This window comes from Streptomyces sp. NPDC090108 (assembly GCF_044747185.1).
In the GTDB taxonomy this organism is placed as follows: domain Bacteria; phylum Actinomycetota; class Actinomycetes; order Streptomycetales; family Streptomycetaceae; genus Streptomyces.
In genome coordinates this window covers 1,038,730-1,060,055 of record NZ_JBIVDQ010000001.1, presented here as the reverse complement: position 1 = coordinate 1,060,055, position 21,326 = coordinate 1,038,730, and the positions used below count along the sequence as shown (strand labels likewise).

Genomic DNA, 21,326 nt, shown 5'->3' with positions numbered 1-21,326 from the left:
GTACGTGAGGCCGTCCCCGCATGTCGGGGGCGGCCTCCCGTCGTTTCACACGCTGGTGACGCCGGCCCGCTGGTGACACCTGTCGCACTGCCGAGACCAGGAGGTACCGGGCCATGGCGCTCGACCAGTCCTTCGTGGGGCGGACCTACCCGCCCACCGCGCCCTACGAGGTGGGCCGGGAGAAGATCCGCGAGTTCGCCGAGGCGGTCGGGGAGACCAACCCCGCGTACACGGACCCGGAGGCCGCCAAGGCGTTCGGTCACTCCGATGTGATCGCCCCGCCGACCTTCGTGTTCTCCATCACCTTCCGGGCCGCCGGGCAGGTCGTCGAGGACCCGCAGCTCGGCCTGGACTACAGCCGCGTGGTGCACGGGGACCAGAAGTTCGCCTACAGCCGCCCGGTGCGCGCCGGTGACCGGCTCACGGTCACCTCCACCATCGAGGCCGTCAAGTCCATGGCGGGCAACGACATCCTGGACATCCGCGGTGAGGTGCACGACGAGGCCGGCGAGCATGTGGTGACCGCCTGGACCAAGCTCGTGGCCCGTGCGGCCGAGGAGGCCTGAGAAGCGATGACGGCGAAGATCGCCTACGACGACGTCGAGGTCGGCACCGAACTGCCGGCCCGTACCTTCCCCGTGACCCGCGCCACACTGGTGCGCTACGCGGGCGCCTCCGGGGACTTCAACCCCATCCACTGGAACGAGAAGTTCGCCAAGGAGGTGGGCCTGCCGGACGTCATCGCGCACGGCATGTTCACCATGGCCGAGGCCGTCCGCGTGGTCACCGACTGGCTCGGCGACCCGGGCGCGGTCGTGGAGTACGGCGTCCGCTTCACCAAGCCGGTCGTCGTCCCCAATGACGAGCAGGGCGCCGAGATCGAGGTCAGCGGCAAGGTCGCGGCCAAGCTCGACGACAACACCGTGCGCGTGGACCTGGTCGCCATGAGCGGCGGCCAGAAGGTGCTCGGCATGTCCCGGGCGGTCGTCCGCCTGGCCTGAACGGCCCGAAGCGCCGATCGGCAGGAGAAGCACCCGAAGCGCCGATCGACAGACGAAGTAAGGGGCGACCGCCACTGCGGGGCGCCCCTTACTCGTACGCGAGGCCTTTCGCGCTGCACTCGTACGCGAAGCCCCCTTGCACGGTTGGTTATTGAGTACTAACTTACTTCGCATGGTCAGGATGAGTGCGGAGGAACGGCGCGAGAGCGTCGTCCGCGCGGCGATCGACGAGTTCGCGCAGCGCGGTTACTACGGCACCTCCACCGAGGCGGTCGCCCGCCGGGTGGGTGTCTCGCAGCCGTATCTCTTCCGGCTCTTCCCGGGCAAGAAGGCGATCTTCGCCGCCGCCGCTCTGCGCTGCATGGAGGAGACGCGCCGCGTCTTCGAGGACGCGGCCGAGGGGCTGCGGGGCGAGGAGGCGCTGCCCGTCATGGCGCAGGCCTACGTCCAGCTGATCCAGGAGCGCCCCGAGCTGCTCCGGATGCAGATGCAGGCGTACGTCGCGGTCGCGGCCGCCGAGGCGGAGGGCGACCACGAGTTCGGCGAGGCCGTGCGGGCCGGCTGGATGCGGCTCTGGGAGACCGTGCACGCGCCTCTCGGGTCGGACCTCGGCGAGACCAGCACCTTCATGGCCTACGGGATGCTCATCAACACGCTCATGGCCATGGGGTTCCCGCCGGAGCACCAGGTGTGGGAGGGGATGTACCCCTCCGCCCGGGTGACGGGGCGGCTGGAGAAGGGGCAGTGCACGTAGGGGGCGAACAGGGGCGAACAGGGGCGAGGGGGAAGGCGGTCCGCCGCCTTTTTCATGAGCGCGAAAGTTAGTAAGCAATAACTAATCATCGATCATGAAGACGCTCAGGGGGAGCGATGTCACCACAGCACACCGGACAGGACGAAGCGCAGCGGGACGGGACCGGCGCCGCGCGTCGCGGGCAGGTCGTCTGGGCCCTCGTCATCACCAGCGTCGCCGGATTCATGGCGGCCCTCGACAACCTCGTCGTCACCACCGCGCTGCCCTCCATCCGCGAGGACCTCGGCGGGGGGCTCAGCGACCTGGAATGGACCGTGAGCGCCTACACGCTCACCTTCGCCGTCCTGCTGATGACCGGAGCCGCCCTCGGCGACCGCTTCGGCCGCCGCCGGCTCTTCCTCGCCGGCCTCGTCGTCTTCACCGGCGCCTCCGCCGCCGCGGCCATGGCACCCGGCATCGACTCCCTCATCGCCGCCCGCGCGGTCCAGGGCGTCGGCGCGGCCGTCATGATGCCGCTGACGCTCACCCTGCTGACCGCCGCCGTGCCCGCCGCCCGGCGCGGCATGGCGTACGGCATCTGGGGCGCCGTCAACGGCCTCGCGGTCGCCTCGGGGCCGCTCATCGGCGGCAGCCTCACCGAGCACGTCTCCTGGCACTGGATCTTCTGGCTGAACGTCCCGCTCGGCGTCGCCCTGCTGCCCCTGGCCCGCCTCCGGCTCGCCGAGTCGTACGGCACCGGCGCCCCGCTCGACGTCCCCGGCACGCTGCTCGCCAGCGGCGGCCTCTTCGGGATCGTGTACGGCCTGGTGCGCGGACCCTCCGACGGCTGGACCGGCTCCCTCGTGCTGACCGGGCTCGTCGCGGGCGGCGCGCTGCTGACCGGGTTCGTCGTCTACAGCACCCGTGCCGCGAACCCCATGCTCCCGATGCGGCTGTTCCGCTCCCGCGCCTTCTCCGGGATCAACGCCGCGAGCCTGCTGATGTTCCTCGGGATGTTCGGCTCGATCTTCCTGCTCAGCCAGTACATGCAGGGTGTGCTCGGCTACTCGCCCACCGAGGCGGGCCTCAGGATGCTGCCGTGGACGGGGATGCCGATGCTCGTCGCCCCGGTCGCCGGGATCCTCTCCGACCGCGTCGGAGGCCGCCCGGTCGTCGCCGTCGGCCTGCTCCTCCAGGCCGCCGGCCTCGGCTACCTGGCCTATGTGGTGACGGCAGACCTCTCCTACGGCACCCAGCTGCCCGGTCTCATCGTCAGCGGGATCGGGATGGCGCTGTACTTCGCCCCCGCCGCCAACCTGGTGATGTCCAGCGTCCGCCCGCAGGAGCAGGGCATCGCCTCCGGCGCCAACAACGCGCTGCGCGAGGTGGGCGGCGCGCTCGGCGTCGCGGTCATGGCGTCGATCTTCTCGGCGCAGGGCGGGTACGAGAGCGCCCGGTCCTTCGTGGACGGTCTGCGGCCCGCCCTGGTCACCGGCGCCGCGGTGATAGCCCTGGCCGCCGTGGCCACCCTGGTGATCCCGGCCCGGCGCCGCACCGGCCCGGTCGCGCCGGCGACGGAGGAACCGGCTGGGCCGGCCGGCGAGGACGCCCCCGCCCTCCAGGACGCCCGCTCCTGACCGGCGGCCGCCACCGGCACCACCCGCGCGTACGGCCCCGTCCTCGACCGGCGGGGCCGTACGCGCGCGTGCACCGCGGTCACCGGCACCGGCTGCCCCGTACGCACCAAGGTCCCCCGTACCCGGCACCCCGGCGGCCCGGCGGCCTGTCGGCATCCGGCCCCCGGCCCGCCGCCATCCGGCACCTGCCGCCCGGCGCCCCGGGTTCCCGGGCCCGGCCCGGACCCGGACCCGCCCCGGTGCCGGGGGGCCGCCGGGGCCGTCTCGTAGTCTTGGGCGCGTGCAGGTACTCCACGACGCCCCCCTCGCCCCGCTGACCACCTTCCGGCTGGGCGGTCCCGCGACCCGGCTGGTCACCGCCGTCACCGACGCCGAGGTGATCGACGCCGTCCGCGAGGCCGACGACACCGGGACCCCGCTGCTGATCATCGGCGGCGGCTCCAACCTCGTGATCGGCGACGAGGGCTTCGAAGGCACCGCCCTGCGCATCGCCACCCGCGGGGTCGAGTTGCGCGGCACCACTCTGGAACTGGCCGCGGGCGAGGTCTGGACGGACGCCGTCGCCCGTACCGTCGAGGCCGGACTCGCCGGCATCGAGTGCCTGGCCGGTATCCCGGGCTCCGCCGGTGCCACCCCGATCCAGAACGTCGGCGCCTACGGCCAGGAGGTGTCCACCACGATCAGCGAGGTGATCGCCTACGACCGCCGCGCCGGCCGCACGGTCACGCTGACGAACGAGGAGTGCGCGTTCTCCTACCGGCACAGCCGCTTCAAGGCCGACCCCGAGCGGTACGTCGTCCTGCGCGTCCGGTTCGAGCTGGAGGACGCGGACGGGCTGTCCGCGCCGCTCAGGTACGCCGAGACGGCCCGCGCGCTCGGCGTGGAGCCCGGCGACCGGGTGCCGCTGGCCGACGCCCGCGCGACCGTGCTGAAGCTGCGGGCCGGGAAGGGCATGGTGCTCGACCCCGAGGACCACGACTCCTGGTCCGCCGGGTCCTTCTTCACCAACCCGATCCTCACCGACGCCCAGTTCGCGCAGTTCCACGCGCGCGTGCGCGCACACCTCGGCGCCGGGACCGAGCCGCCCGCGTACCCCGCGGGGGAGGGGCACACCAAGACCTCCGCGGCCTGGCTGATCGACAAGGCGGGCTTCACCAAGGGCTACGGCACCGGACCCGCCCGCATCTCCACCAAGCACACCCTCGCCCTCACCAACCGCGGCGAGGCCACCACCGAGGACCTGCTGGCCCTGGCCCGCGAGGTCGTCGCCGGAGTCCGCGAGACCTTCGGCATCACCCTGGTCAACGAACCGGTCACCGTCGGCGTGACCCTGTAACCCGCCCCCCGGCGAGGCGCGTCCGCCGCGCGCCCGGTTCAGGCGGGCGGGCGGGCCAGCCAGTCGTCGACGCCCGCCAGCAGCCGGGTCCGTTCCCGCTCCGGGGCCGCCGAGGCGCGGATGGACTGACGGGCCAGCTCGGCCAGCTCCGTGTCGGTGAACGCGTGGTGCCGGCGGGCGATGTCGTACTGGGCCGCCAGCCGGGAGCCGAACAGGAGCGGGTCGTCCGCGCCGAGCGCCATGGGCACACCCGCGTCGAACAGAGTGCGCAGGGGGACGTCCTCGGGCTTCTCGTAGACGCCGAGGGCCACGTTCGAGGCCGGGCAGACCTCGCAGGTCACGCCCCGCTCGGCCAGCTCCTTCAGCATCCGCGGGTCCTCGGCGGCGCGCACGCCGTGGCCGATCCGGGTGGCGTGCAGGTCGTCCAGGCAGTCACGGACCGACGAGGGGCCGGTCAGCTCACCGCCGTGCGGCGCCGACAGCAGGCCGCCCTCGCGGGCGATGTGGAAGGCCCGGTCGAAGTCACGGGCCATGCCGCGCCGCTCGTCGTTGGACAGCCCGAAGCCGACCACGCCGCGGTCCGCGTACCGCACGGCCAGGCGGGCCAGCGTGCGCGCGTCCAGAGGGTGCTTCATCCGGTTCGCGGCCACCAGCACCCGCATTCCGAGCCCGGTGTCCCGGGACGTCGTCTCCACGGCGTCCAGGATGATCTCCAGCGCCGGGATCAGCCCGCCCAGCCGGGGGGCGTACGACGTCGGGTCCACCTGGATCTCCAGCCAGCCCGAGCCGTCCCGCAGGTCCTCCTCGGCGGCCTCCCGGACCAGGCGCTGGATGTCCTCGGGATCGCGCAGGCAGGAGCGCGCCGCGTCGTACAGCCGCTGGAAACGGAACCAGCCCCGCTCGTCCGTGGCCCGCAGCCGGGGCGGCTCGCCGCTGGTCAGTGCCTCCGTCAGCGTCTCGGGCAGGCGCACACCGTGTTTGTCGGCCAGCTCCAGGACGGTTCCCGGCCGCATCGAGCCGGTGAAGTGCAGGTGCAGATGGGCTTTCGGCAGGTCAGAGAGATCACGTACACGCTCCATTGGCGAATCCTGCCGCACATCCGCGCCGTTCTGGTAGCCGTTTCCCCTTTAGTGGTCTTGCTCGCACAAACGCCGGAGGGGCAGGAGGCGTCTCCACCTCCTGCCCCTCCGGCGGACGGAAATACGTCAGTCCCGCGCCTCGGCCAGCAGCTTCTGCATCCGGCTGACGCCCTCGGCGAGGTCCTCGTCCCCGAGCGCGTACGACAGGCGCAGGTAGCCCGGTGTGCCGAAGGCCTCACCCGGGACGACCGCGACCTCGGCCTCCTCCAGGATCAGCGCGGCCAGCTCCACGGTGTTCTTCGGGCGCTTGCCGCGGATCTCCTTGCCGAGCAGTCCCCTGACCGACGGGTAGACGTAGAAGGCGCCCTCGGGCTCCGGGCAGACCACGCCGTCGATGTCGTTGAGCATCCGCACGATCGTCTTGCGGCGCCGGTCGAAGGCCTCCCGCATCCGCGCGACGGCGTCGAGGTCGCCGGAGACGGCGGCCAGGGCGGCCACCTGGGCCACGTTGGAGACGTTGGAGGTGGCGTGCGACTGGAGGTTGGTCGCGGCCTTGATCACGTCCTTGGGGCCGATGACCCAGCCCACGCGCCAGCCGGTCATGGCGTACGTCTTCGCCACGCCGTTGACCACGACGCACTTGTCGCGCAGCTCGGGCAGGATCGCCGGCAGCGAGGTGAACGAGGCGTCGCCGTAGACCAGGTGCTCGTAGATCTCGTCGGTCAGCACCCACAGGCCGTGCTCGACGGCCCAGCGGCCGATCGCCTCGGCCTCGGCCTCGCTGTACACGGCGCCGGTGGGGTTGGACGGGGAGACGAAGAGGACGACCTTCGTCCGCTCCGTGCGCGCCGCCTCCAGCTGCTCGACCGAGACGCGGTAACCGGTGGTCTCGTCGGCCACGACCTCCACCGGGACACCGCCGGCCAGGCGGATCGACTCCGGGTAGGTGGTCCAGTACGGGGCGGGGACGATGACCTCGTCGCCCGGGTCGAGGATCGCGGCGAACGCCTCGTAGATGGCCTGCTTGCCGCCGTTGGTCACCAGGATCTGGGAGGCGTCGACCTCGTAGCCGGAGTCGCGCAGCGTCTTCGCGGCGATCGCGGCCTTCAGCTCGGGCAGGCCGCCGGCCGGCGTGTAGCGGTGGAACTTCGGGTTCCTGCACGCCTCTACGGCGGCCTCGACGATGTAGTCCGGGGTGGGGAAGTCGGGTTCACCGGCACCGAAGCCGATCACCGGACGTCCGGCGGCCTTGAGGGCTTTGGCCTTGGCGTCCACGGCGAGGGTGGCGGACTCGGAGATCGCGCCGACTCGGGCGGAGACCCGGCGCTCGGTGGGAGGGGTTGCAGCGCTCATGGGGCTCATCGTTCCAGACCCGAAATACCCCCGGCACACGGGTTTCACGGACTGAACAGCAACGGGTCGATGCCTGAACGGGAGTCCGAATCCGGCCCGCGGCCAGGACGATCTTCGGTCCGACCCCCTCGGGCAGCCATTTTCTGTTCGACGCCGGGCCCCGGACCACGTACACTCTCACCTCGTTGGCCTTCAGCAGCCGCGCACAACCGGTGCACACCGAGCACTCGGTCGGATGCGGTACGTTGGGGGACAGACAAAGGGTCGTAGCTCAATTGGTAGAGCACCGGTCTCCAAAACCGGCGGTTGGGGGTTCAAGTCCCTCCGGCCCTGCTACACACACCGCCAGGATGTGTGCGCAGGTACACAGCAATGCACCGCCGTGCGGCTCAGTAACCGGGCGCGGCACGGCCACGACCCGGGATCAGGTGAGGACGCATGACGGACGCCGTGGGCTCCATCGACACGCCTGATGCCCAGGATGAGCTGCACGAGTCCCAGAAGAAGGCCCGCAAGGGCGGTAAGCGCGCCAAGAAGGGCCCGCTGAAGCGCCTCGCCACCTTCTACCGCCAGATCATCGCGGAACTCCGCAAGGTCGTCTGGCCTACGCGTAATCAGCTGACGTCGTACACCACCGTGGTGATTGTCTTCGTCGCCGTCATGATCGCGCTGGTGACCGTGATTGACTATGGGCTCAACCACGCGGCCAAGTACGTTTTCGGCTGAGCCAAGAGCGAAGGGCGCCGTGGTACCGGCGCCCGTTTTCGCATGTTCCACCCCCTTGTATCCAGGAAGAAGCAGCCATCGTGTCTGACCCGAACCTGAACGACGCCTCCGAGCCTCGCGAGAATGCCGCCGAGACGGTGGACGACGAGCTCGACATCGTCGAGGGCGCGGACGAGCAGGACGAGTTCGAGGCTGCCGAGGCCGAGGCGGGCGAGCCCGCCGAGGAAGCCGCGCTGCACGTCGAGGACGAGGACGAAGAAGAGTCCGCCGAAGACTCCGACGCCGACGACGAGACCGTCGTCGAGGACGTCGTGGAGGAGCCGGCCGAGCCCGTCGACCCCATCGCGGCCCTGCGCGAGGAACTGCGCACCCTGCCCGGCGAGTGGTACGTCATCCACACCTACGCCGGCTACGAGAACCGCGTGAAGACCAACCTGGAGCAGCGCGCCGTCTCGCTGAACGTCGAGGACTACATCTTCCAGGCCGAGGTGCCGCAGGAAGAGGTCGTCCAGATCAAGAGCGGCGAGCGCAAGACGATCAAGCAGAACAAGCTGCCGGGTTACGTCCTCGTCCGCATGGACCTCACCAACGAGTCCTGGGGTGTCGTCCGCAACACCCCCGGCGTCACCGGCTTCGTCGGCAACGCCTACGACCCGTACCCGCTGACCCTGGACGAGATCGTCAAGATGCTCGCCCCGGAGGCCGAGGAGAAGGCCGCCCGCGAGGCCGCCGAGGCCGAGGGCCGCCCCGCCCCGCAGCGCAAGGTCGAGATCCAGGTGCTGGACTTCGAGGTCGGCGACTCGGTCACCGTCACCGACGGCCCGTTCGCCACGCTCCAGGCGACCATCAACGAGATCAACCCCGACTCGAAGAAGGTCAAGGGCCTGGTCGAGATCTTCGGCCGCGAGACGCCGGTCGAGCTCTCCTTCGACCAGATCCAGAAGAACTAGTTCTTCAGGAGGCCGGTCCACCGGGCCGGCTCCTTCTGGACACACCGCTTCCGAAGCAGGTCAGGCAGGCTCCCGCAGCCCGCCTGACCTGCTCGGTTTTAAGCCGCGCATCTATACCCGTTATCGTTGTGCGGTATGCCTGCATCCGGGTGCTTCCCGGAGTCGGGCATGGACCCGAATCGAAAGGACCCGGAGAGCTATGCCTCCCAAGAAGAAGAAGGTCACGGGGCTTATCAAGCTCCAGATCAACGCCGGTGCGGCGAACCCGGCCCCGCCGGTCGGCCCCGCGCTCGGTCAGCACGGCGTCAACATCATGGAGTTCTGCAAGGCCTACAACGCCGCGACCGAGTCGCAGCGTGGCTGGGTCATCCCGGTGGAGATCACGGTCTACGAGGACCGTTCCTTCACCTTCGTGACGAAGACGCCGCCGGCCGCCAAGATGATCCTCAAGGCCGCGGGTGTCGAGAAGGGCTCCGGCGAGCCCCACAAGACCAAGGTCGCCAAGATCACCGAGGCGCAGGTCCGCGAGATCGCCACGACCAAGATGCCCGACCTCAACGCCAACGACCTGGACGCCGCCGCGAAGATCATCGCCGGCACCGCCCGTTCCATGGGCATCACGGTCGAGGGCTGAACACCCCCCTTGTAGTCATGCGGCCGTAGCCGGTCGCACGTGGCAGGGCCCGCTCGGCCCGCACCACGACTCCTTTCAGAACACACAGGAGCAGTTGTGAGCAAGCGCAGCAAGGCTCTCCGCGCTGCGGACGCCAAGATCGACCGGGAGAAGCTGTACGCCCCGCTCGAGGCCGTCCGTCTCGCCAAGGAGACCTCCACGACCAAGTTCGACGGCACCGTCGAGGTCGCCTTCCGTCTGGGTGTCGACCCGCGCAAGGCCGACCAGATGGTCCGTGGCACCGTGAACCTTCCGCACGGCACCGGTAAGACCGCCCGGGTCCTGGTCTTCGCGACCGGCGACCGTGCCGAGGCCGCGCGTGCCGCGGGCGCCGACATCGTCGGCTCCGACGAGCTGATCGACGAGGTGGCGAAGGGCCGTCTGGACTTCGACGCCGTCGTCGCCACCCCGGACCTCATGGGCAAGGTCGGCCGCCTCGGCCGCGTCCTCGGCCCGCGTGGTCTGATGCCGAACCCGAAGACCGGCACCGTGACCCCGGACACCGCCAAGGCTGTGACCGAGATCAAGGGCGGCAAGATCGAGTTCCGCGTCGACAAGCACTCGAACCTGCACTTCATCATCGGCAAGACGTCCTTCGACGACGCCCAGCTGGTGGAGAACTACGGTGCGGCCCTGGACGAGATCCTGCGTCTGAAGCCCTCCGCCGCCAAGGGTCGCTACATCAAGAAGGCCGCCATCAGCACCACGATGGGCCCCGGCATTCAGGTCGACTCCAACCGCACCCGCAACCTCCTCGTCGAGGAGGACCCGGCCGCCGTCTGAGCCCTCCAGCTCGACCGGTAGCCGCGTCCGGGACGCGTGAAACCACGACGGGCCCCGCAACCTTCGGGTTGCGGGGCCCGTCTTGTCCGTTCGGGGCCCCCGATGTCGTCGCAGGGGCCCCGAACCGGGCTTTCGTACGGCCTCCGGCGGCGCGGGCCGCGGCACGGCCGGCCGGAGGCGGGCACCAGGGTGGGAGCACACATGAAGAGCACGACCGTTCGCCGGACGGCCCTCACGGCGGCCGTGGTGACCGCGCTGGCCGGCGTGGCCGCGTGCGGCAGCCAGGACTCCGGCAAGGCCGGGGGAGGGGCCGGCGGGAGCGCGGCGCACGCGAGCCCCGTCGACGCGCTGCGCTCCGTCGAGAAGTCCACGGACAGGGCGCGGTCGGCCAGGATCAGCTCCACCATGACCATGGGCTCCCTCATGACCGTCACGACCGACGGCGTGATGTCCTGGGGCGACGGCCTCAGGGGCGACGTGACCATGAAGTACACCGGTGGCAGCCTGGCCGCGCAGATGCGCAGGGCCGGCACCTCGTCCGTGGAGGCCCGGTACCTGCCGGACGCCTGCTACATGAAGGTGAGCGACGCCTTCGCCCGGGCGAACGGCGGCAGGCACTGGGTCCGGTACGCCTACGCCGACGCCACCGGCGCCTCCGGAGCCGCCCGCCTCCTCTCGCAGGACCAGGCCCGGAACAACACCCCGAACGAGTCCGTACGGCTGCTGCTGGCCTCCCATGACGTGAAGAAGGCCGGCGAGGAGAAGGTGGGCGGAGTCCTCGCCACGCACTACTCCGGCACGGTCGATGTCGCCGGCCTCGCCCGCGGGAACGGTTCCCTCGGCGCGGGCCAGGTAGCCGAGCTGAAGAAGCGGCTCGACGCGGCGGGCATCACCAAGGAGACCGTCGACGTCTGGATCGACGGCCGGGGCCGGCTCGTCAGGAAGACCGAGTCGGCGGACTCGGCGAACGGCCGCATGGTCACCACCGCCACCTATCGCGACTACGGGGTCCGGGCCGACACCGCGGCGCCCGCCGCCGGCGACACCAAGGACCTCAAGGACGTGCTGCGCTCCGGCGGCATCCCGAGCGGCGGCGCGTCCGCCGGCCAGGCGTCCGGCGGGGTGGCGGCCACGTCCTGAACGGCCTTGCGGGGCCGTGGCGTTGAGCGTTCCACGGGGCTTCCCGAGGGCCTTCGGCAAGCCCTCGGGGCCGGCCGCTTACGACCCGATTTGCTCGAAGGCGCACCGGTCCCGTACTCTCCTCGAGAAGCCAAAGACCGCTGGTCGTTGCCGCGCCCTCACCTGAAGGTGCGGCGGCCGAAGGATCCGCTGAAGAGCGGACGACCCGCGCAGGTGACATTGGAAGAGCTCCTGGGGCATACGCGCTCACGCGTGTGCGGCCCGGTCGAGTGAGCCCCGTGCGCCTGCGCCGGGGCGTTTTTCTTTTCGCATCCTCCTTCGGGGTCCGCGCGGTCAGAATCACCCGGAAGGAGGCCGAGGCTCTATGGCGAGGCCCGACAAGGCTGCCGCAGTGGCCGAGTTGACGGAAGCATTCCGCAACTCCAACGCTGCCGTGCTGACCGAGTACCGCGGTCTCACCGTGGCGCAGGTCAAGAACCTGCGCCGGTCGCTCGGTGAGAACGCCAAGTACGCCGTGGTGAAGAACACGCTGACCAAGATTGCGGCCAACGAGGCCGGGATCACGACGCTGGACGACCTGTTCAACGGTCCGACGGCTGTCGCCTTCGTCACCGGTGACCCGGTCACGTCGGCGAAGGGTCTCCGTGACTTCGCCAAGGACAACCCGAATCTCGTCATCAAGGGCGGTGTCCTTGATGGCAAGGCGATGACCGCCGACGAGATCAAGAAGCTTGCGGACCTCGAGTCCCGCGAGGTTCTGCTCAGCAAGCTGGCCGGTGCCTTCAAGGGGAAGCAGTCCCAGGCTGCCTCTCTCTTCCAGGCGCTGCCGTCGAAGCTCGTCCGCACCGTGGACGCTCTTCGCGCCAAGCAGGCCGAGCAGGGCGGTGCCGAGTAACTCGGCTCGCTTTCTGATCCTCGCCGCATGACGCGGTGAGGGTCGCAGCGGGCCGAAGTACGCCCGCCACACCCAGTACATCCGGCACCTGCCGATCGAGTGGAAGGACCGCCATCATGGCGAAGCTCACCCAGGACGAGCTGCTTGCCCAGTTCGAGGAGATGACCCTCATCGAGCTCTCCGAGTTCGTGAAGGCCTTCGAGGAGAAGTTCGACGTCACCGCCGCCGCCGCGGTTGCCGTTGCCGCCCCGGGCGCCCCCGGTGCCGCCGCTGAGGCCGTCGAGGAGCAGGACGAGTTCGACGTCGTCCTCACCGGCGCCGGCGACAAGAAGATCCAGGTCATCAAGGTCGTGCGCGAGCTGACCTCCCTGGGTCTGAAGGAGGCCAAGGACCTCGTCGACGGCACCCCGAAGCCGGTCCTCGAGAAGGTCACCAAGGAGGCCGCCGAGAAGGCTGCCGAGTCCCTCAAGGCCGCCGGTGCGGCTGTCGAGGTCAAGTAAGGCCTCTCGGGTTCTCCGAACCCGAACGCGTCCTGATTACGGTCCCGTAGGGCTGTAACGCGAACGCACCGTAGAGCGATCATCCATCCGGGTGGTCGCTCTTCGGCGTATCCGGGGGGCGGACCACGGTTGCCTTGCACTCGCCCCGGCGAGGGGTATGGTGATCTTCGTCGTGTCTCAGGAAGGGCCCCGTTCGGACTGGGGGGCCTTGACGAACCGCACGCAGCGCGCAATTCTCAGGACGCGTCGTCACAAGGATCCGTATCCGAGGCATGGATCGGCGGCGAAGAGGGCAGTATCACCGTGCGTTGAGGGCAGGAATGCCGAGGGCGTTGACGAGGGCGGCGAGAAAAACGAGGGTCTCGCGAAACCCGCACTGGACATCAGTGTGCCAAGTGGCTACACTGACCCTTTGCGCTGCCTGTTAGCTGTCCCCTGCCCGTCACCAGGGGTCTGCCCTCACTCCAGCATCGATGACCGAATCCCCTCTGACCTGGGGTTTGCGTCTCTGTGCAGGGCGAGGGGCCGGTACGCGCGTAGTGAGTCCGAGCCCTCGGAAGGACCCCCTCTTGGCCGCCTCGCGCACTGCCTCGACCGCGAATACGAACAACGGCGCCAGCACCGCCCCGCTGCGCATCTCCTTTGCAAAGATCAAGGAGCCTCTCGAGGTTCCGAACCTGCTCGCGCTGCAGACCGAGAGCTTTGACTGGCTGCTCGGCAACACCGCTTGGCAGACTCGGGTCGAGGAGGCTCTGGAGAGCGGTCAGGACGTCCCCACCAAGTCCGGTCTGGAGGAGATCTTCGAAGAGATCTCCCCGATCGAGGACTTCTCCGGGTCGATGTCCCTGACTTTCCGGGACCACCGCTTCGAGCCGCCGAAGAACTCCATCGACGAGTGCAAGGACCGTGACTTCACGTACGCGGCCCCGCTCTTCGTCACCGCCGAGTTCACCAACAACGAGACCGGCGAGATCAAGTCCCAGACCGTCTTCATGGGCGACTTCCCGCTCATGACGAACAAGGGCACCTTCGTCATCAACGGCACCGAGCGTGTCGTGGTGTCTCAGCTGGTCCGTTCCCCCGGTGTCTACTTCGACTCCTCCATCGACAAGACGTCCGACAAGGACATCTTCTCCGCCAAGATCATCCCGTCCCGGGGTGCCTGGCTGGAGATGGAGATCGACAAGCGCGACATGGTCGGTGTCCGTATCGACCGCAAGCGCAAGCAGTCGGTCACCGTCCTGCTCAAGGCGCTCGGCTGGACCACCGAGCAGATCCTCGAGGAGTTCGGCGAGTACGAGTCCATGCGCGCCACCCTGGAGAAGGACCACACCCAGGGCCAGGACGACGCGCTGCTCGACATCTACCGCAAGCTGCGTCCGGGCGAGCCGCCGACCCGTGAGGCCGCGCAGACGCTGCTCGAGAACCTCTACTTCAACCCCAAGCGCTACGACCTGGCCAAGGTCGGCCGCTACAAGGTCAACAAGAAGCTGGGCGCGGACGCTCCGCTCGACGCCGGCGTCCTGACCGTCGAGGACGTCATCTCGACGATCAAGTACCTGGTCAAGCTGCACGCCGGTGAGACCGAGACGGTCGGCGACAGCGGCCAGGAGATCGTCGTCGAGACCGACGACATCGACCACTTCGGCAACCGTCGTCTGCGCAGCGTCGGCGAGCTCATCCAGAACCAGGTCCGCACGGGTCTGGCTCGTATGGAGCGCGTCGTCCGCGAGCGCATGACCACGCAGGACGTCGAGGCGATCACGCCCCAGACCCTGATCAACATCCGGCCGGTCGTCGCCTCCATCAAGGAGTTCTTCGGCACCAGCCAGCTGTCGCAGTTCATGGACCAGAACAACCCGCTGTCGGGTCTCACCCACAAGCGCCGTCTGTCGGCTCTTGGCCCGGGTGGTCTCTCCCGTGAGCGGGCCGGCTTCGAGGTCCGTGACGTGCACCCCTCGCACTACGGCCGCATGTGCCCGATCGAGACGCCCGAAGGCCCGAACATCGGTCTGATCGGCTCGCTCGCCTCCTACGGCCGGGTCAACGCGTTCGGTTTCGTCGAGACCCCGTACCGCAAGGTCGTCGACGGCCAGGTCACCGACGAGGTGGACTACCTGACCGCCGACGAGGAGGACCGCTTCGTCATCGCGCAGGCCAACGCCACGCTCAACGACGACATGCGGTTCGAGGAGTCCCGCGTCCTGGTCCGCCGTCGTGGCGGCGAGGTCGACTACGTCCCCGGTGACGAGGTCGACTACATGGACGTCTCGCCGCGCCAGATGGTGTCGGTCGCGACCGCCATGATCCCGTTCCTCGAGCACGACGACGCCAACCGTGCCCTCATGGGCGCGAACATGATGCGCCAGGCCGTGCCGCTGATCAAGTCCGAGGCGCCGCTCGTCGGCACCGGCATGGAGTACCGCTCCGCGGTCGACGCCGGCGACGTGGTCAAGGCCGAGAAGGCGGGTGTGGTCCAGGAGGTCTCCGCGGACTACATCACCACCGCGAACGACGACGGCACGTACATCACGTACCGCCTGCACAAGTTCTCGCGCTCCAACCAGGGCACCTCGGTCAACCAGAAGGTCATCGTCAACGAGGGCGACCGGATCATCGAAGGCCAGGTCCTGGCCGACGGTCCGGCCACCGAGAACGGCGAGATGGCCCTGGGCAAGAACCTGCTCGTGGCGTTCATGCCGTGGGAGGGTCACAACTACGAGGACGCGATCATCCTGTCGCAGCGCCTCGTGCAGGACGACGTCCTCTCCTCGATCCACATCGAGGAGCACGAGGTCGACGCCCGTGACACCAAGCTCGGCCCCGAGGAGATCACCCGGGACATCCCGAACGTCTCCGAGGAGGTCCTCGCCGACCTCGACGAGCGCGGCATCATCCGCATCGGCGCCGAGGTCACCGCGGGCGACATCCTCGTCGGCAAGGTCACGCCGAAGGGTGAGACCGAGCTGACGCCGGAGGAGCGCCTGCTGCGCGCCATCTTCGGTGAGAAGGCCCGTGAGGTCCGCGACACCTCGCTGAAGGTGCCGCACGGCGAGACCGGCAAGATCATCGGTGTGCGCGTCTTCGACCGCGAAGAGGGCGACGAGCTGCCGCCGGGCGTGAACCAGCTGGTCCGCGTCTACGTCGCGCAGAAGCGCAAGATCACCGATGGTGACAAGCTCGCCGGCCGTCACGGCAACAAGGGTGTCATCTCCAAGATCCTGCCGATCGAGGACATGCCGTTCCTGGAGGACGGCACCCCGGTCGACATCATCCTCAACCCGCTGGGTGTCCCGTCCCGAATGAACCCGGGACAGGTCCTGGAGATCCACCTCGGCTGGCTCGCCAGCCGCGGCTGGGACGTCTCCGGCCTCGGCGAGGAGTGGGCCCAGCGTCTGCAGGCCATCGGCGCCGACCAGGTCGCTCCCGGCACCAACGTCGCCACCCCGGTCTTCGACGGTGCCCGTGAGGACGAGCTGGCAGGTCTGCTGCAGCACACCGTCCCGAACCGTGACGGCGAGCGCATGGTGCTCCCGACCGGCAAGGCGCGGCTGTTCGACGGCCGCAGCGGTGAGCCGTTCCCGGACCCGATCTCGATCGGGTACATGTACATCCTGAAGCTGCACCACCTGGTCGACGACAAGCTGCACGCCCGTTCGACCGGTCCGTACTCGATGATCACCCAGCAGCCGCTGGGTGGTAAGGCGCAGTTCGGTGGCCAGCGCTTCGGTGAGATGGAGGTGTGGGCCCTCGAGGCCTACGGCGCCGCGTACGCCCTCCAGGAACTGCTGACCATCAAGTCCGACGACGTCACCGGCCGCGTGAAGGTCTACGAGGCCATCGTCAAGGGCGAGAACATCCCCGAGCCCGGCATCCCCGAGTCCTTCAAGGTGCTCATCAAGGAGATGCAGTCGCTCTGCCTGAACGTGGAGGTGCTGTCCAGCGACGGTATGTCCATCGAGATGCGCGACACCGACGAGGACGTCTTCCGCGCTGCGGAGGAGCTCGGCATCGACCTGTCCCGGCGCGAGCCGAGCAGCGTCGAAGAGGTCTGACGGGAGTCCGGTCGGGGGCTCAGCCCGAAAGGGAACTGAGCCCCCGGCCGGCCCCAGGACCCCCGTTTCAGACCCCAAGACTTACAACCCTGAGAGGGATTGACGCATAGTGCTCGACGTCAACTTCTTCGACGAGCTCCGGATCGGTCTGGCTACCGCTGACGACATCCGTCAGTGGAGCCACGGCGAGGTCAAGAAGCCGGAGACCATCAACTACCGCACGCTCAAGCCCGAAAAGGACGGACTCTTCTGCGAGAAGATCTTCGGTCCGACCCGGGACTGGGAGTGCTACTGCGGCAAGTACAAGCGTGTCCGCTTCAAGGGCATCATCTGTGAGCGCTGTGGCGTCGAGGTCACGCGCGCCAAGGTGCGCCGTGAGCGGATGGGCCACATCGAGCTTGCCGCTCCTGTCACCCACATCTGGTACTTCAAGGGCGTTCCGTCGCGCCTCGGCTACCTGCTCGACCTCGCCCCGAAGGACCTCGAGAAGGTCATCTACTTCGCGGCGTACATGATCACGTACGTCGACGAGGAGCGCCGTCAGCGCGACCTGCCGTCGCTGGAGGCTCACGTCTCCGTCGAGCGTCAGCAGATCGAGAACCGCCGCGACGCCGACCTCGAGGCCCGTGCCAAGAAGCTCGAGACCGACCTGGCCGAGCTCGAGGCCGAGGGTGCCAAGGCCGACGTGCGCCGCAAGGTGCGCGAGGGTGCCGAGCGTGAGATGAAGCAGCTGCGCGACCGCGCGCAGCGCGAGATCGACCGTCTCGACGAGGTGTGGGCCCGCTTCAAGAACCTCAAGGTCCAGGACCTCGAGGGCGACGAGCTGCTCTACCGCGAGCTGCGGGACCGCTTCGGCACATACTTCGACGGTTCGATGGGTGCCGCGGCGCTGCAGAAGCGCCTGGAGTCCTTCGACCTCGAGGAGGAGGCCGAGCGTCTCCGCGAGATCATCCGTACCGGCAAGGGCCAGAAGAAGACCCGTGCGCTCAAGCGCCTCAAGGTCGTCTCCGCGTTCCTGCAGACCAGCAACAGCCCCAAGGGCATGGTTCTGGACTGCGTCCCGGTCATCCCGCCGGACCTGCGTCCGATGGTGCAGCTGGACGGTGGCCGCTTCGCGACCTCCGACCTGAACGACCTGTACCGCCGCGTGATCAACCGCAACAACCGTCTGAAGCGGCTTCTCGACCTCGGCGCGCCCGAGATCATCGTGAACAACGAGAAGCGCATGCTCCAGGAGGCGGTCGACGCCCTCTTCGACAACGGCCGTCGTGGTCGCCCGGTCACGGGCCCCGGCAACCGTCCGCTGAAGTCCCTCAGCGACATGCTGAAGGGTAAGCAGGGTCGTTTCCGTCAGAACCTGCTCGGCAAGCGAGTCGACTACTCGGCGCGTTCCGTCATCGTCGTCGGCCCGCAGCTGAAGCTGCACCAGTGTGGTCTGCCCAAGGCCATGGCGCTGGAGCTCTTCAAGCCGTTCGTGATGAAGCGCCTGGTCGACCTGAACCACGCGCAGAACATCAAGAGCGCCAAGCGCATGGTGGAGCGCGGCCGTACGGTCGTGTACGACGTCCTCGAAGAGGTCATCGCCGAGCACCCGGTTCTGCTGAACCGTGCTCCCACCCTGCACCGCCTCGGCATCCAGGCCTTCGAGCCGCAGCTGGTCGAGGGCAAGGCCATCCAGATCCACCCGCTCGTCTGTACCGCGTTCAACGCGGACTTCGACGGTGACCAGATGGCCGTGCACCTGCCGCTGTCCGCGGAGGCGCAGGCCGAGGCCCGCATCCTGATGCTGTCCTCGAACAACATCCTCAAGCCGGCCGACGGCCGCCCGGTGACGATGCCGACCCAGGACATGGTCCTCGGTCTGTTCTTCCTCACCACCGACGGCGAGCTGCGTGACACCAAGGGCGAGGGCCGCGCGTTCGGCTCCACGGCCGAGGCGATCATGGCGTTCGACGCCGGCGAGCTCGCGCTGCAGTCGCCGATCGACATCCGCTTCCCGGTGGGCACCATCCCGCCGCGTGGCTGGACGCCGCCGGCGCGCGAGGAGGGCGAGCCGGAGTGGCAGCAGGGTGACTCGTTCCGCCTGCGCACCACCCTGGGCCGCGCGCTCTTCAACGAGCTGCTGCCCGAGGACTACCCGTTCGTCGACTACTCGGTGGGCAAGAAGCAGCTCTCCGAGATCGTCAACGACCTGGCGGAGCGCTACCCCAAGGTCATCGTGGCGGCGACGCTCGACAACCTGAAGGCGTCCGGCTTCTACTGGGCGACCCGTTCCGGTGTCACCGTCGCCATCTCCGACGTCGTCGTTCCCGAGGCGAAGAAGGAGATCGTCAAGGGCTACGAGGCCCAGGACGAGAAGGTCCAGAAGCAGTACGAGCGCGGTCTCATCACCAAGGAAGAGCGCACTCAGGAGCTCATCAACATCTGGACCAAGGCGACCAACGAGGTCGCCGAGGCGATGAACGCGAACTTCCCCAAGACGAACCCCATCTTCATGATGGTTGACTCGGGTGCCCGAGGAAACATGATGCAGATGCGGCAGATCGCCGGTATGCGTGGTCTGGTGTCGAACGCCAAGAACGAGACGATCCCGCGTCCGATCAAGGCGTCCTTCCGTGAGGGCCTGTCCGTGCTGGAGTACTTCATCTCCACCCACGGTGCCCGTAAGGGTCTGGCCGACACCGCCCTGCGTACCGCCGACTCGGGTTACCTCACCCGTCGTCTGGTGGACGTCTCGCAGGACGTCATCATCCGCGAGGAGGACTGCGGCACCGAGCGCGGCCTCAAGCTGGCGATCGCCGAGCGTGGCGCCGACGGTGTCCTGCGCAAGGCCGACAACGTCGAGACCAGCGTGTACGCCCGTGCGCTGGCCGAGGACATCACCGTCGACGGCAAGGTGCTGGCCCCGGCCAACACCGACCTCGGCGACGTCCTCATCGACGAGCTGGTCAAGCACGGCATCGAGGAGGTCAAGACCCGCTCGGTCCTGACCTGTGAGTCCGCCGTCGGTACCTGCGCCATGTGCTACGGCCGTTCGCTGGCCACCGGCAAGCTGGTCGACATCGGTGAGGCGGTCGGCATCATCGCCGCCCAGTCCATCGGTGAGCCCGGTACCCAGCTGACGATGCGTACCTTCCACACCGGTGGTGTGGCCGGTGACGACATCACCCAGGGTCTGCCCCGTGTCGTCGAGCTCTTCGAGGCCCGTACCCCGAAGGGTGTCGCCCCGATCTCCGAGGCCTCCGGCCGCGTGCGGATCGAGGAGACCGAGAAGACCAAGAAGCTCGTCGTCACCCCGGACGACGGCAGCGACGAGACGGCGTTCCCGATCTCGAAGCGTGCCAAGGTCCTGGTCCGCGAGGGCGACCACGTCGAGGTGGGCCAGCAGCTCACCGTGGGTGCCACCAACCCGCACGACGTGCTGCGCATCCTGGGTCAGCGTGCCGTCCAGGTCCACCTGGTCGGCGAGGTCCAGAAGGTCTACAACTCGCAGGGTGTGTCGATCCACGACAAGCACATCGAGATCATCATCCGGCAGATGCTCCGCCGCGTGACGATCATCGAGTCCGGCGACGCCGAGCTGCTGCCCGGCGAGCTGGTCGAGCGCTCGAAGTTCGAGACCGAGAACCGTCGTGTGGTCCAGGAGGGCGGTCACCCGGCCTCCGGTCGTCCGCAGCTCATGGGTATCACCAAGGCCTCGCTGGCCACGGAGTCCTGGCTGTCGGCGGCGTCCTTCCAGGAGACGACCAGGGTTCTGACGGACGCGGCGATCAACGCCAAGTCCGACTCCCTGATCGGCCTCAAGGAGAACGTCATCATCGGTAAGCTCATCCCGGCCGGTACGGGTCTGTCCCGCTACCGCAACATCCGGGTCGAGCCCACCGAAGAGGCCAAGGCCGCGATGTACTCGGCCGTCGGCTACGACGACATCGACTACTCGCCGTTCGGCACCGGCTCCGGCCAGGCCGTTCCGCTGGAGGACTACGACTACGGTCCGTACAACCAGTAAGCGAGCAGTCTGAAGGGCGGCACTCCCACGCGGGGTGCCGCCCTTCGGCGTGTCCGGGGCCCGTGCGGGCGTCCGGGCACCCGTCCGCACGACGAGGACCTCGTACGGCGGACTCCCGGCGCGTACGCCCGTGGTGACGCGGTGTCCGCCGGCGGGCGGGCGCCGTGCGGCAGGTGGTGCCGGTCCCGTGACGCGGCGTCAACACGCGGTTCCTGGCGCGAGGGTGAATCGGCGGGCGGCCGATCTCCCGTCGCGGCGACCGGTGTCGGCGGCCGCCATGGACGTCACGGGGGCCGGCCGGCCGCTCACGCGGTGACGCCCGGTGACCGGCGACGGTGATCGGGCGACGCGGCCGGCGCGGCCGGCGCGGCCGACGCATGCGGCCGGCGGGCGGTGGGGCCGCGGCGTGGACTTGGCCCGCCGTCGCCGTGGCGCCTCCGCCGGTCGTCGTGGGCT

At 68.9% G+C, this 21,326-nt stretch carries 16 protein-coding genes and 1 tRNA gene; 15 read left to right on the top strand and 2 right to left on the bottom strand.

Features of this window, described 5'->3' with window-relative positions; translation table 11 throughout:
* Nucleotides 1-113: 113 nt before the first annotated feature.
* The 5 genes from ACIPRD_RS04675 (at nucleotide 114) to ACIPRD_RS04655 (ending at nucleotide 4,707) form a co-directional block, all read left to right on the top strand.
* The gene (locus tag ACIPRD_RS04675; protein ID WP_356400956.1) at nucleotides 114-566 is read left to right on the top strand and encodes a MaoC family dehydratase N-terminal domain-containing protein; all 453 of its coding nucleotides are present in this window, start codon (nucleotides 114-116) and stop codon (nucleotides 564-566) included.
* 6 nt (nucleotides 567-572) lie between these two features.
* Complete coding sequence (locus ACIPRD_RS04670) at nucleotides 573-1,001, top strand: MaoC family dehydratase (protein ID WP_356400954.1); 429 nt, start codon at nucleotides 573-575, stop codon at nucleotides 999-1,001.
* A 172-nt stretch (nucleotides 1,002-1,173) separates the two neighbouring features.
* Nucleotides 1,174-1,755 (top strand): TetR/AcrR family transcriptional regulator, encoded by a 582-nt coding sequence (locus tag ACIPRD_RS04665; RefSeq protein ID WP_401559798.1) that lies wholly within the window; start codon nucleotides 1,174-1,176, stop codon nucleotides 1,753-1,755.
* A 116-nt stretch (nucleotides 1,756-1,871) separates the two neighbouring features.
* Complete coding sequence (locus ACIPRD_RS04660; RefSeq protein WP_401559795.1) at nucleotides 1,872-3,371, top strand: MFS transporter; 1,500 nt, start codon at nucleotides 1,872-1,874, stop codon at nucleotides 3,369-3,371.
* A gap of 280 nt (nucleotides 3,372-3,651) precedes the next feature.
* The gene (locus ACIPRD_RS04655; protein WP_401559793.1) at nucleotides 3,652-4,707 is read left to right on the top strand and encodes a UDP-N-acetylmuramate dehydrogenase; all 1,056 of its coding nucleotides are present in this window, start codon (nucleotides 3,652-3,654) and stop codon (nucleotides 4,705-4,707) included.
* Nucleotides 4,708-4,745: 38 nt separating this feature from the next.
* Here the strand turns inward: ACIPRD_RS04655 and ACIPRD_RS04650 are convergent, their stop codons facing one another.
* The gene (locus tag ACIPRD_RS04650) at nucleotides 4,746-5,786 is read right to left on the bottom strand and encodes an adenosine deaminase (protein WP_356400946.1); all 1,041 of its coding nucleotides are present in this window, start codon (nucleotides 5,784-5,786) and stop codon (nucleotides 4,746-4,748) included.
* 126 nt (nucleotides 5,787-5,912) lie between these two features.
* Complete coding sequence (locus tag ACIPRD_RS04645; protein ID WP_356400944.1) at nucleotides 5,913-7,139, bottom strand: pyridoxal phosphate-dependent aminotransferase; 1,227 nt, start codon at nucleotides 7,137-7,139, stop codon at nucleotides 5,913-5,915.
* Between the two features lie 260 nt (nucleotides 7,140-7,399).
* Between ACIPRD_RS04645 and ACIPRD_RS04640 the strand changes: the two genes are divergently transcribed.
* The 10 genes from ACIPRD_RS04640 (at nucleotide 7,400) to ACIPRD_RS04595 (ending at nucleotide 20,870) form a co-directional block, all read left to right on the top strand.
* Nucleotides 7,400-7,472: transfer RNA gene (locus ACIPRD_RS04640), tRNA-Trp, on the top strand.
* 105 nt (nucleotides 7,473-7,577) lie between these two features.
* Nucleotides 7,578-7,865 (top strand): preprotein translocase subunit SecE, encoded by a 288-nt coding sequence (gene secE, locus ACIPRD_RS04635; protein ID WP_356400942.1) that lies wholly within the window; start codon nucleotides 7,578-7,580, stop codon nucleotides 7,863-7,865.
* An 80-nt stretch (nucleotides 7,866-7,945) separates the two neighbouring features.
* Complete coding sequence (gene nusG, locus ACIPRD_RS04630; RefSeq protein WP_356400940.1) at nucleotides 7,946-8,815, top strand: transcription termination/antitermination protein NusG; 870 nt, start codon at nucleotides 7,946-7,948, stop codon at nucleotides 8,813-8,815.
* Between the two features lie 199 nt (nucleotides 8,816-9,014).
* Nucleotides 9,015-9,449 carry a 50S ribosomal protein L11 gene (gene rplK, locus ACIPRD_RS04625; protein WP_037627044.1) on the top strand — a complete coding sequence of 145 codons (435 nt, stop codon included), beginning with the start codon at nucleotides 9,015-9,017 and terminating at the stop codon, nucleotides 9,447-9,449.
* 96 nt (nucleotides 9,450-9,545) lie between these two features.
* The gene (gene rplA / locus ACIPRD_RS04620) at nucleotides 9,546-10,271 is read left to right on the top strand and encodes a 50S ribosomal protein L1 (RefSeq protein ID WP_356400938.1); all 726 of its coding nucleotides are present in this window, start codon (nucleotides 9,546-9,548) and stop codon (nucleotides 10,269-10,271) included.
* Between the two features lie 201 nt (nucleotides 10,272-10,472).
* Nucleotides 10,473-11,411, top strand: coding sequence for a hypothetical protein (locus ACIPRD_RS04615; RefSeq protein ID WP_401559788.1), 939 nt, complete (start codon nucleotides 10,473-10,475; stop codon nucleotides 11,409-11,411).
* A gap of 364 nt (nucleotides 11,412-11,775) precedes the next feature.
* Nucleotides 11,776-12,306: a 50S ribosomal protein L10 gene (rplJ, locus tag ACIPRD_RS04610; RefSeq protein ID WP_356400933.1), complete on the top strand. Its 531-nt coding sequence runs from the start codon at nucleotides 11,776-11,778 to the stop codon at nucleotides 12,304-12,306.
* Nucleotides 12,307-12,422: 116 nt separating this feature from the next.
* Nucleotides 12,423-12,806: a 50S ribosomal protein L7/L12 gene (gene rplL / locus ACIPRD_RS04605; protein WP_356400931.1), complete on the top strand. Its 384-nt coding sequence runs from the start codon at nucleotides 12,423-12,425 to the stop codon at nucleotides 12,804-12,806.
* A gap of 569 nt (nucleotides 12,807-13,375) precedes the next feature.
* A complete protein-coding gene (rpoB, locus tag ACIPRD_RS04600) occupies nucleotides 13,376-16,861 on the top strand; it encodes a DNA-directed RNA polymerase subunit beta (RefSeq protein ID WP_356400929.1) in 3,486 nt (1,161 codons plus the stop codon).
* A gap of 109 nt (nucleotides 16,862-16,970) precedes the next feature.
* The gene (locus ACIPRD_RS04595) at nucleotides 16,971-20,870 is read left to right on the top strand and encodes a DNA-directed RNA polymerase subunit beta' (RefSeq protein ID WP_356400927.1); all 3,900 of its coding nucleotides are present in this window, start codon (nucleotides 16,971-16,973) and stop codon (nucleotides 20,868-20,870) included.
* Nucleotides 20,871-21,326 lie beyond the last annotated feature (456 nt).